This window comes from Bradyrhizobium sp. STM 3557 (assembly GCF_045571465.1).
Classification (GTDB): Bacteria; Pseudomonadota; Alphaproteobacteria; order Rhizobiales; family Xanthobacteraceae; genus Bradyrhizobium.
On record NZ_CP120697.1, the window covers coordinates 2909764 to 2922294 of the forward strand.

7 protein-coding genes are annotated in these 12531 nt (G+C 64.2%); 5 read left to right on the forward strand and 2 right to left on the reverse strand.

Features of this window, described 5'->3' with window-relative positions; all coding sequences use genetic code 11:
- Nucleotides 1-48: 48 nt before the first annotated feature.
- A complete protein-coding gene (locus tag P6U24_RS13205) occupies nt 49-1326 on the forward strand; it encodes a flavin monoamine oxidase family protein (RefSeq protein ID WP_407159533.1) in 1278 nt (425 codons plus the stop codon).
- 129 nt (nt 1327-1455) lie between these two features.
- On the opposite strand, the gene P6U24_RS13210 is transcribed toward P6U24_RS13205, so the two are convergent.
- Together P6U24_RS13210 and dctA are read right to left on the reverse strand one after the other, a co-directional pair.
- Complete coding sequence (locus P6U24_RS13210; protein ID WP_407159534.1) at nt 1456-2211, reverse strand: PadR family transcriptional regulator; 756 nt, start codon at nt 2209-2211, stop codon at nt 1456-1458.
- A gap of 122 nt (nt 2212-2333) precedes the next feature.
- Nucleotides 2334-3647 carry a C4-dicarboxylate transporter DctA gene (gene dctA, locus P6U24_RS13215; protein ID WP_407159535.1) on the reverse strand — a complete coding sequence of 438 codons (1314 nt, stop codon included), beginning with the start codon at nt 3645-3647 and terminating at the stop codon, nt 2334-2336.
- A 417-nt stretch (nt 3648-4064) separates the two neighbouring features.
- Here dctA and P6U24_RS13220 point away from each other — a divergent pair, with 417 nt between their 5' ends.
- From P6U24_RS13220 to P6U24_RS13235, 4 genes are all read left to right on the forward strand, one after another.
- On the forward strand, nt 4065-5858 hold the full coding sequence (locus P6U24_RS13220) for a chloride channel protein (protein ID WP_407159536.1): 1794 nt from the start codon (nt 4065-4067) through the stop codon (nt 5856-5858).
- A 374-nt stretch (nt 5859-6232) separates the two neighbouring features.
- On the forward strand, nt 6233-8515 hold the full coding sequence (locus tag P6U24_RS13225) for a LuxR C-terminal-related transcriptional regulator (protein ID WP_407159537.1): 2283 nt from the start codon (nt 6233-6235) through the stop codon (nt 8513-8515).
- Between the two features lie 958 nt (nt 8516-9473).
- Nucleotides 9474-10781: a PQQ-dependent sugar dehydrogenase gene (locus P6U24_RS13230; RefSeq protein WP_407160444.1), complete on the forward strand. Its 1308-nt coding sequence runs from the start codon at nt 9474-9476 to the stop codon at nt 10779-10781.
- A gap of 58 nt (nt 10782-10839) precedes the next feature.
- Entirely contained in the window at nt 10840-12369 is a 1530-nt protein-coding gene (locus P6U24_RS13235) for an amino acid permease (protein WP_407159538.1), read from the forward strand.
- Nucleotides 12370-12531 lie beyond the last annotated feature (162 nt).

A 12531-nucleotide genomic window follows, 5' to 3' on the forward strand; every position in this document is an offset into this window, starting at 1 on the left:
ATGCGGGCGGCGTCAGCTTGATGATCGGGACGGGGCCTAAAGGACGACATGGCCGGACAAGCAGACCACATCATGATTATCGGGGCTGGCGCTGCGGGCCTGATGGCCGCGCGCGAGCTTGGCCGCGCCGGCAAGCGGGTGACGATCCTGGAAGCGCGCGACCGTTGCGGCGGTCGCATCGCTCCGCTGTCCGCGGACGAGTTCGGATACAGAGCGGATGGCGGCGCCGAGTTCGTCCATGGTGAGGCGCCGGTCACGCGGGGCCTGCTGGGCGAAGCGGGCTTGTCGCTGGCGCCGGTGAACGGTGCGCGATGGACTGTACGGAACGGCACATTTGCACGCGACGAGATGCCGGAGCGCAACACCGACGCGTTCTACCGGGTGCTGTCGGAGCTGACATCGGACATGACGGTCACGGCGCTGCTCGATCGCTATTTTGCCGGTCCGGACTTCGCGTCCCTGCGACAGTCGGTCGTCAGGACGGTCATGGGCTATGACGCGGCCGATCCGGATCGGGCCAGTGTGCTGGCGCTGCGCGACGAGTGGATGCATCCGGGGCGCGGCGAGCTGGGGCGCATCGTCGGCGGCTACGGCGCCTTGATCGACTTTCTGCTCGCGGAGTGCCGCGAGCACGGCGCCGATATTCGCTTGCAGTCGTCAGTCATTGGCATTGAGACAACCGATGACGGCGTTCTCATCCGCTGCGCCGAGGGCAGCAGCCATCGCGCCGATGCCGCGATTCTGGCCGTGCCGCTGCCGCTGCTGCAGGAGATCGCGCTGCCGCGCCCCATGCGCGACAAGGTGACGGCCGCGGCGCAGATCGGCTTCGGCAATGTCATCAAGCTGCTGCTGCGGTTCGAGAGCCGCTGGTGGACCGGCATCAAGGCTGCGGATCTCTCCGATCTGCTGTTCGTCCTTTCGGATGTCGCGGTGCCGGTGTGGTGGACGCAGCGCCCGACCGAGCATGCGGTTCTGACTGGCTGGCTCGCCGGTCCTCCGACCAGCAGCGCGGCCCAGCTGGACGAAAGCCAGCTGATCGAGACCGGGCTTGGCTCGCTCGCCCAGATTTTCGGCCTGTCATTGCCGCAGCTGAAGGCGGAGCTCGTCGCGGCGCGTGCCATCAACTGGGGCAACGATCCCTTCTCGCGCGGCGCCTATTCCTACGCGACGCTCGCGACGCGCAGGGCCCAGGCCGAGCTCGCAAGCTGGGACGGCGGCGCGATCCTGCTGTCAGGCGAAGCGCTCTATCAGGGGCGTGACATGGGCACGGTCGAGGCCGCGCTGTCGAGCGGACTGGACACGGCGCGGATGCTGCTTGGCGATTGAGGAAACCGGCTTAGAGCCTTTTCCGTTCCGATTGAATCGGAACGGGGCGAGACGCGTCGCAAGAGCGACGCTCCTCACCATGAGGGATGCGGGTCCGCCGCGATAAGACCCTCATCCTGAGCTCCACGCTCACACCGACGCGCTGCCATCGTCGTCTTGCGCCTCACCCTCGATCTCGGCGATGGCGCGGTTGAGAATGTTGCTGACGCGCCTCGCCTCGTCCTCGCTCCAGCCGCGCTGGTGCAGCGCGAGCGCTGTGCGCAGCGTCTGCACCGCCTGCATCACTTCCTCCGGCGGGCGCATGCCGCCCATGCTGCGCGCCATGATGCGCATGCGGCTCAGCATGCCCTCGATCGCGGCCGCGTCATCCTTGAGCGCCTGGCGGCCGGCCTCGGTGATCGCGAACAGCTTCTTGCCGCCTTCGGAAGGCGCCGCTTCGATCTGGCCGATGTCCTCGAGCAGGCTGAGGATCGGATAGACCGAGCCCGGGCTGGGCGAATAGGCGCCGCCAACCAGCTGCTCGACCGCCTTGATCAGCTCATAGCCGTGGCGCGGCTTCTCGCCGATCAGCCACAGCAGCAGGGCGCGCAGATCTCCAGGACCGAAGAAGCGTCCGCCGCCACCGCGGCCGAACTCGTCGCGACCGCCACGCCGGCCGCGCTCGAACAGGCCGTGTCCGCCGCGATGCCCGCCGAAGCCGCGTTCGCGGCCGCCGAGCCTGACGTCCTCACGGTCGTCCTCGAAGCCGCGCCAGCGACCATGATGGCCACGGCGGCCCCAGCCCCGTTCGTCATTGTCCTCATCGACGCCCCGATGATCCCGGCAGCGCTCGTCGTGATGGTCGTGTCGGCCGCCATGGCCAAAACCCCAGTGATCATGTCTCATGCGATATGATCTCCATTTCATACAAACGATATATCGTTTTGTTGTTTCGTTTGTCAAGCAGAAGAGCCGCGGGATGCCGCGGCTCTGTATAAGGAGCTGAATTCCGAGGGGTTATTTCGGCGTCAGGCCGCGGTGTCGACCGCTTCGCCTGCGTCGAGCACCTGCTTGAGTCGCACGTGGTCCAGCGCATTCTCCCAGCGTGCGATCACGATCGTCGCGACCGCATTGCCGATCAGGTTGGTCGGTGTCAGGCCCTGCGACATCAGGCGGTGGATGCCGAGCACCAGCGCGACGCTGGCGACGGGAATGGTGCCGGTGGCCGCGAGCGTTGCGGCCAGCACCACGAAGGCGGCGCCGGCAATGCCGGCCGCGCCCTTCGACGTCACCAGCAGAATGATCAGAAGGCCGACCTGGTGCTCGATATCGAGATGCGTGTTGGTGGCCTGCGCCAGGAACACCGCGGCGGTCGCGAGGTAAAGGCAGGTGCCGTCGAGATTGAAGGAATAGCCTGTGGGGATCACGAGGCCGACGATGCTCTGCTCGCAGCCGGCCGCCTCCATCTTGGCGATGATGCGCGGCAGCACCGTTTCCGACGATGTCGTGGCGATGCAGACCAGGAGCTCGTCGCGGATGTAGCGGATCAGCTTCAAGAGGCTAAAGCCGGAGAGCGCCGCGATCGGGCCGAGCACGAGCCCGATGAAGATGATGCAGACGATGTAGAAGCCTCCGACCAGCTGGCCGAGCGAGGACAGTGAGGCGATGCCGAACTTGCCGACGGTGAAGGCGATCGCGCCAAAGGCGCCGAGCGGCGCAGCCCACATGACGATCGTCACGATGCCGAAGATCATCTTGCCGCCGGCATCGACCACGTCGACGACCGGCTTGGCGCGCTCGCCGAGCCAGATCAGCGCGAAGCCGCACAAGATCGAGATGAACAGCACCTGGAGGATGTTGCCTTCGGCGAAGGCGCCGACGAAAGTCTGCGGAATGATATTCATCAGGAAGGGCACGAAGCCGACTGCGGAGGTCTGCTTGACATAGGGCTCGACGACGCTGGCGTTGATCGTGGCCGGATCGATGTTCATGCCGGCGCCGGGCTGCCAGATGTTGACGGCGAGGAGCGCGATGATCAGAGCAACAGTCGTGATCACCTCGAAATAGATCAGCGCCTTGATCGCGACGCGCCCGACCTTGGCCATGTCGGCCATATGCGCGATGCCGCCGACCACCGTGCAGAAGATGATCGGCGCGATCAGCATGCGGATCGCCTTGATGAAGGCATCGCCAAGCGGCTGCATCGCAGCGCCGAGATCGGGCCTCAGCGCGCCGAGCGCGATGCCGGCCGCCATCGCGATCAGCACCTGCACCCACAGCTCCTTCCACCAGGCGCGGCGACCGCCGCCCTTGGTCTCAGCGGCGATGCTCGAAACGGTCATGACGGGTCCTTGTCCAGATCAGCTTCACGGGCATGGAGCGCCCGCGCCGAGCCGAGTTCACCCGCTTTCTTTCCAGCTTGAAACCGGATCGTCAAACCCGATGCGCCGATGCGTGGCGGCGGTTTCAGAGAGGGGCAGGGGAATTGCCCCGCCGCGGGAGAAATTACATCCCGCGCCTCATCGGATGCCGGCACCGCGACGGCGATACCGCCGGCCCCGAGCGGGGATATGGTGCTCGGCCCGGTTCCGCCGTTCCGGGGGCGCAGCTCAGGCGAGCTGCTCGATTTCTTTGACTCGCAAGCTCTTCTTTTCCAACGGTAAACCACCTTTGCGGCCATAGCCGGAGATGATGCTTGTCGGGGGCAGAATGTCGGGCTATGCGACCATGACCCCGGACTTTTCATCCAAAGGTCTCCCGTGCTGTCGACGCTCGCGCACATCATCGATCGAAAGGGCTCGAACCGATTGGTGATCAGGCTGCGGGCTCTGCTGCGCAGCAACGAATTCTACCTGATCCCGCTGGCGCTCGTGATCGGCATCATCGCCGGCGCGGTCGTGACGCTGATCAGCGAGATCGCGCAGATCGCGCATGTTCTGATCTTCGGCATTCCCATCGACGTCCGGCTGAGCGCTAAGGATTGGGTCAATCCGGTCGTCGCGGTGCTGGCGCCGGCCCTCGGCGGCCTGTCGCTCGGGATCATGGAGTGGCTGCGGCGCCGCTGGAAGATCGCGGCCGCCGTCGACCCGGTCGAGGCCAATGCGCTGCGCGGCGGCCGCCTGTCGCTGCGCGACAGCATCGTGGTGAGCTGGCAGACGCTGGTGTCGAACGGCTCGGGCGCGTCCGTTGGCCTTGAGGCCGGCTACACCCAGATCGGCGCCGGCGCCGCCTCGCTGATCGGTCAGTATCTCACGCTCCGCCGCAACGATCTTCGCCTGATCGTCGGCTGCGGCGCCGCCGCCGCCATCGCAGCCGCCTTCGGCGCGCCGATCACCGGCGCCTTTTATGCCTGCGAGCTGATCGTCGGCGTCTACGCGGTCGGCAGCGCGGCGCCGATTCTGGCCGCATCGCTTGCCGGCGCGCTCACGGCGCAATGGCTCGGTGGCGCGCCCTATCAGCTGGATGTCCCCCGCGTCGGCGCGGTCGGGCTCGAGCAATATCTGTCGCTGATGGTGCTGGCCCTGATCGTGAGCGGGATCGGCATCGTGGTGATGCGCGCGTCCTCCACCGTCGAGCGCCTGTTCGTTCGCAAATGGATCCCGGTGTGGTTTCGCCCCGTGATCGGCGGGGTCTGCGTCGGCGCGATGGCGATCGTGACGCCGCAGGTGCTGGCGGCCGGTCACGGCGCCATGGTGCTCGATCTGCATCGCGACATGCTCGCGACCACGATCGCGCTGGTCATCGTGCTGAAGCTCGCAGCCTGTCTGATCTCGCTGGCGTCCGGCTTCCGCGGCGGTCTGTTCTTCGCCTCGCTGTTCGTGGGCAGCCTGCTCGGCAAGCTGTTCGCGGCGCTGCTCGCGATGACGCTGCCGTCCTTCGCGGTCGATCCGCTGGTCGCGATGCTGACCGGCATGGCGACGCTCGGCGTCGCCATTGTCGGCGGGCCGCTGACGATGTCGTTCCTGGTGCTGGAAATGACCCGCAATGTCGACGTCACCGCCGTCGTGCTGGCCGGCTGCATCGTCACCTCGATCTGCGTCCGCTTCATGTTCGGCCATTCGTTCTCGACCTGGCGGTTGCATCTGCGCGGCGAGACCATCCGCAGCGCCAACGATGTCGGCTGGCTGCGCAATCTCACCGTCGAGCGGATGATGCGCTCCGACGTGGCCAAGTGCCCGACCACGACCACGATCGCGGCCTGCCGCCATGAATTCCTGCTCGGCTCGCGCCAGGCGGTGGTGGTGGTCAACAACAGCGACGATTATTGCGGGCTGGTGTCGTTGCCGGATCTGTACTCCGGCGAGCTCGATTCGATCGCCGACGAGATCCAGGTGGTCGAGCTCGCCAAATATATCGACGTCGCGCTGCTGCCGGAGATGAACGTCAAGACCGCGATGAAGATCTTCGACGATTCCGGCGCCGAGGTGCTCGCCGTGCTGGAATCCGAGAACAGCCGCAAGGTCGTCGGCTTCCTCACCGAATCCTTCGCGCGCCGCCGCTATGTCGAGGAGATCGACCAGGCCACCCGCGGCGTGCTCGGGGCGCTGTCCTGATCGGCTCGCCGCAGCCGTAGGGCGGACCAGCGAAGCGTGATCCGCCGTTCTCGTTCGCGCCGTCTCCGCACTCGATATTGCGAGGTCGACAGTTCGCTGCGGGCATTGCCGTTTACGAGGATTATAACGGTGTCGATCATGGGACCGCACCATGGATCTTTGAGCGCCGAGGGCGTCTAGCGGCCCTTTCTGCGAACTGGCGGCCGCCGCCGAATTGGTCTTCTCGCACGCGAAGGCCGCGTAGCGGTGCCCCGGGGAACCACGAGCGGTGTTGTGCGTTAGCGCGCTGTTTCTCAAAGTGCACGCCCGTGCACGGATAAATACCTGTAACGGTTGTTTGGGCGGGTTACAGCGAGATGTCGGGGGAAGTGCCCATGCGTCGCGTCCGACTGGTGATAGCAGATCGGCGTCCGATCGTCCTGCAGGGCTTTGCGTCCCTATTTGCAGCGCAGACCGACTTCGAGGTGGTGGCGTCCTGCCTTGACGGTGCCAGCTGCCTTGAAGCCGTTCGCAATCTAATACCCGATGTCGTGCTTGTAGAAGACGGTTTTTCGGACGTGACCGCATCTGAGATGCTCGCCGTCGTCAATGCCGAAAACCTTCCCACCCGGCTGGTCTTTTTTACCGCATCCGTCGCACGTGGCGATCTCGCTGCCGCAATCGCGGCCGGTGCTTGCAGTGCGATTTCGATGCGCGAGAGGCCCGAAACCTTGATGCAGTTCCTGAGGCTGGTGGCACCACGGCGTCACCGGGCGCCGGCCGGCAAGCACGAAAACGAGGCGTTTAGTGGAAATTTGCTGGCGGTGCTGACGGGCCAAGAGCGCAAGATCACCCGTTTGGTCGCCCAAGGCTTGTCGAACAAAGCGGTTGCGCGCCAACTGAACGTCTCCCCAGGCACCATCAAGGTGCACCTCAATCACATATTTCAGAAACTTGGGATCAACAACCGGACGCAACTAACCTCCCTCGCCCTATCGCGGCGATACGGCGGGATCGGCGCGCTTGCCGCTTTCATTTTCGCAGCGATGGAGGACGATCATGCCGCGAGCGCGAGCGCAGTCAATGCTGGCCATACGGTGACCGGCACTTTTGCGGTAACGGCCCCAGACGGCACCGTTGAGGTGGTAACTATCATCATTGACGGTCCCAAAGAATCGGCAGGTGCTTCTGGCACCAGGGCTAGAGCCGTGATCAAATCCCGCGGCAGCTCCAATGGCGCAACGGGCACGTCGATAACGACTGCCAAACTCGTCGATTTCGGTGGCGACATTGCCGTCAGTACATCCCGGTGGGCGGCATTCAACGCTGCAAGGCCGAACTCGGGCAGCTATGGCACTTTCATGTTGCTGGCTGCCGCAGTCTGGAGTTACATGGTCGATATTATCTATAGCGCCGCCAAGGCGTTCGATCTTCATGATAACTTGCCTGATGTCATCACATCAGCGACCGCAAGCGAAACCAAGGAATTAGTAGCCCACAATATTCCTAGCAGCGCCGATGCGACCCTCGATGGTTCCAACAACTTGGCCTTACCACGCGATAGCGTCGACAGACGTGGCGATGAATTTCAGTTTTTCGATGTAGACGCGGGGCAAGATAGCGCCAACGGGAAGAGCAAAGATAACGATCCTCACGGAGGATCAGGGTCCATCAACGCTCTAATCGATCATGGCGGCTTCAGAGAGGCAGCCGCAACCGACGCGTCGACGCATGGCGAGCATGGCACAACACAGGTGAGCGCGGGGAGCGATTCCAATCGTGGGCAATCGCAACGTGATTTGCGCGCCGATGAAGACGGCTCCGCGGCCGCCAAGCAGCATGCTAGGCACGATCCACCGGGACACGACGCCAATCACGGGCAAGAGCAGCGTGATTTACAGGCTTCTGAAGACGGCTCCGCAGCTGCCGAAAAGCATGCCAAGCACGACCCACCGGGACACGACTCCAATCACGGGCAAGAGCAGCGCGATTTACACGCTTCTGAAGACGGCTCCGCAGCTGCCGAGAAGCACGCCAAGCACGACCCACCGGGACACGACTCCAATCACGGGCCATCGCAGCACGATTTACACGCTTCGGAACACGGCTCCGCAGCTGGCGAGAAGCATGCCAAGCACGACCCACCGGGACACGACACCAATCACGGGCAATCGCAGGGCGATTTACATGCTTCTGAAGACGGCTCCGCAGCTGCCGAGAAGCACGCCAAGCACGACCCCCCGGGACACGACTCCAATCACGGGCCATCGCAGCGCGATTTACACGCTTCGGAAGACGGCTCCGCAGCTGCCGAGAAGCATGCCAAGCATGACGCGACACCGGAGAATGAGGCCAATCGCGGCCAATCGCAGCGTGACGGAGGCAAGGGCCAACCTACCGATGACGCTGGTCATGCAGAAACGACAGCTGCGCCCGCGTCTGGAGATTCGTTTCATTTCAAGAAGGAGATGGGACCTTCCAAAGCTTCAGATGCCTCTGAGCTACATGTAAGCCATGCACCGGATTCGACTGAGCATGGCCACCTGCCCACTGCCGGACATGACGGACTGGCGCCGATCCACGATCCAGACCTAGTTGGCCTTTCACTCGCGGAGCAAAACGCCATTGATCACGCAAAAGGCGCCGAGCACCATCTGACGCACGATTTGTTCGTGTAGCAACCTGAGGCTGACGTTAATTATTGGTAGTAACCAGTTCTCGAGTCTGTGAGAGGAGTACTGTCTGGACCTGATACCCTATGTTTCTCCTCTCGTTGGGCCTTTTACTTGTTGAACCAAAATGGAGGACAATCGATCCCGCCCGCGAACGGCAAGTCGGTCCGCCCGCCCTGAGTGTCCGCCGGCCCCCATCACATCAAACGCCTGCGCCGAAACGCCGATTTGTCGTGCGGCTTCAATGCGAATCGCCCTGTCCAGCCCCTCCTGAAGAAATATTCGTGTTGCTGTTTTTCAGAAATGATGATTTGATCAGCGCATCCCGTCCCAACGAGGGGGCGCTTCGCGGGTCGTCACGAACGTCGGGTGCGGGATGCGGTGGGCGCGTCGGGTCGCAGCATGGTCTTTCATGCGGACGAACGATCCGATGCGACGGTGAAGTCGCGTGGTTCTGGCATCCCGGTGCTGATGCCAAGTTTGCGACGATGCTGGCGCATCATCGCAGACGACGGGGGCAAGACAGCCGGTCCCCGGGAAGAGCGCGTATAAGCTGTAACACCATCGCGCAGGGAAGGCCGGGCGTGTTCGGCCAGACCTGTGGTGACTGCCGCCTGCATTTCTTTCTGCAGGCGGGCCACGGGCGCGGCCAGCGCCCGGCCTTCCCTGCGCCCTCACGATCAAGAGGGCGGCATCTTCGAACAAGACTCGGGCGCAATGCGCCGCGAGAACAAGAGCGCATGCGGGGCGAAATCGCGGCTGGCTGTCAGATATCGTGAAGTTCTTCACGCTCCGGCGGCTGTACAGGAATTTCGACCTCGTGACGTGCGATATATACGCGATGACCATAGCGCGATCAGAGAAAGTGATCCCGCGTACTGGAACGACCTCATAATGTGTGCGCTTGAACGACGCAGCTATTGGCGAGGACGACATGACCAAAGGCGAAATGACGGCTCTCGCAATGGCGGCTCTCACGGCGGCGCCGTTCTTGGCAGGCGGCACGGCAGCGGCCGAGTTGAAGGGCAAGGAGGCTTATGGCAGTTGGCAGAGCGATGCGCCCGGCACGGTTCGCCTGATCCGGCCCGAAGATCTGCCGCGGCCGGGCGCAACGCCATCGGCGGCCAACGTCTCGCGCGTGGTGCCGCGGCCTGACAACGCGATGCCGAAAGTGCCCGCGGGCTTCGAGGTCGCGCTGTTCGCGCAAGGCTTGAGCGGCCCGCGCGTTCTCCGCACCGCGCCGAATGGCGACATCTATGTCGCCGAGACCCGCGCCAACCGCATTCGTGTGCTGCGGCCGAGCGAGGACGGCAGCAAGCCTGTCACGAACGAGATCTTCGCCGAGCGTCTCAATCGTCCGTTCGGCATCGCGTTCTATCCGAGCGATGGCGACCCGCAGTGGATTTATGTTGCGAACACGGACAGCGTGGTCCGCTTTCACTATCACGCGGGGGACCTGAAAGCCTCGAAGCCGCCGGAGACTGTTGTCGCCGAGCTGCCGCACGGCTACGGCCATTCGACCCGCGACGTCGCCTTCACCAAGGATGGCAAGCGCATGCTGGTCTCGGTCGGCTCGGCCGGCAATGACGGCGAGGGCATCGGTCAGCCGCCAAATGGCCTCACCGCGTGGGCGAGCGCGCACCCGCTCGGCGCCGCCTGGGGCGAGGAAACCGATCGCGCCGCGGTGCTCGCCTTCGATCCCGACGGCAAGAACAAGACGCTCTATGCGACCGGCATCCGCAACTGCGTCGGCCTTGCGATCCAGCCGGAGACCGGCACGCCCTGGTGCTCGACCAATGAGCGCGACGGGCTCGGCGACGATCTGGTGCCGGACTACGTGACGCGGGTGAAGGAGGGTGGCTTCTATGGCTGGCCCTGGTTCTATATCGGCGAGCACCAAGATCCGCGGCATCAGGGCGCGCGGGCCGATCTGAAGGGCAAGGTGACCGTGCCGGACGTGCTGCTGCAGCCGCACTCGGCCTCGCTCGGGCTTGTCTTCTACGAGGCGAGCCAGTTTCCGGCCGAGTACCGAGGCGATGCCTTCGCCGCCGAGCACGGCTCCTGGAATAGGTCGAAGCGCACCGGCTACAAGGTGATCCGCATCCGCCTCAAGGATGACGTGCCGACCGGGGAATATGAGGACTTCGTCACCGGCTTTGTCGTCAACGACCGCGAGGTCTGGGGGCGGCCGGTCGGCGTCACCGTCGCCCGCGACGGCAGCCTCCTGGTCTCCGAGGACGGCAACGGCACGATCTGGCGGATCAGTCACTGACTCAATGCCTGCCCTGACGCCATTGTCGCGGCGATTTGTAGGCCATGTTGGAACCGTAATGCACATCTGGCGATTGCAGGGCAAGGCGCTGGAGGCCCCCGTGACCGACATCTGGGCGCGCAAATCCACCGACGAGCTGATCCGCCAAGCGAGCGCGACCGGCGAGGGCGACCATCGGCCGATGCGACGGACGCTCACCGCGCTACAATTGGTGGCGCTCGGGGTCGGCGGCATTATTGGCGCCGGCATTTTCGTCCTCACCGGGCATGCGGCCGCTGCCAGCGCCGGTCCGGCAGTGGTGCTGTCCTTTGCGCTCGGCGCGATCGCGTGCGCCTTCGCCGGTCTCTGCTACGCCGAAATGGCCTCGACCGTGCCGATCTGCGGCAGCGCCTACACCTATGCCTATGCGACGCTCGGCGAGCTCGTCGCCTGGATCATCGGCTGGGATCTGATCCTGGAATATGGAGTCGGCGCGATCACGGTGGCGATCGGCTGGTCCGGCTATGTCGTCAGCTTCCTGCGCGACTTCGGCATCGATGTGCCGGAGCGGTTTGCATCGGCGCCGCTGGCCTTCGACGCCGCGACACACAGATGGAGCACGACGGGCGCCATTCTCAACGTGCCTGCGGTCGCAATCATCATCCTGATCAGCGCGCTGCTCGTGATCGGCATCCGCGAATCCGCGCGTTTCAACAACATCATTGTCGCCATCAAGCTCGTGGTGATCTTTCTCTTCATCTTCCTGGCGCTGCCGGAGGTCACCACCGAGAATTGGGTGACATCGAGCAATCCGCAAGGCGATTTCATTCCGCCCAATACCGGGACCACAGGCATGTTCGGCTGGTCCGGCGTGCTGCGCGGCGCCGGCGTCGTGTTCTTCGCCTATATCGGCTTCGACGCGGTCTCGACCGCGGCCCAGGAGTCAAAGGACCCCAATAACGACATGCCGATCGGCATCCTTGGCTCGCTTGCGATTTGCACCGTGCTCTATATCGCCGTCGGCTTCGTGTTGACCGGTATCGTGCCGTTCGATCGTCTCAACGTGCCGGATCCGATCGCAGTCGGAGTCGATGCCGCCGGGATCGGCTGGCTGTCGCCGGTGATCAAGCTCGGCATCATCTTCGGTCTCACCTCGGTGATCCTGGTGCTGCTGCTGGGGCAGCCGCGCATCTTCCGTGCGATGGCCTATGACGGGCTGCTGCCGGAAGCGGCGGCGCGCATTCACCCGCGCTTCCATACGCCCTATGTCGCGACCATCGTCTCTGGCGTCGTGGTCGCCGTGCTGGCCGGGCTGCTGCCGATCGGCCTCGTCGGTGAGCTCGTCAGCATCGGGACGCTGTTTGCGTTCGCCGTTGTGTCGATCGGCACGCTGGTGCTGCGCATCACCCAGCCTGATCTGCATCGGCCGTTCAGGGCGCCTGCGATCGCCATCGTCGGGCCGCTGGGAGCGCTCACCTCGATCGCCCTGATGCTCGGACTGCCCGTCGATACCTGGCTGCGGCTCGCGATCTGGCTCGCCATCGGACTTGCGATCTATTTCGGCTATGGCGCAAGGCACAGCCACATCGCTGTGGCGGGTAGTTCGTGATGAGAGAGGGTGCATCGCCGACGATGATGGCGATCCGATTCTTCAAACGCACGCTGGTCCTCCCTGCATCCTCTTCTGAGTCCGGTGAGCGAGCATATGTGGTCCTCATGACCGCGAGTGCGAAAAGATCGGCTGATCAAATCCATTGCGGGCGAGGACCGC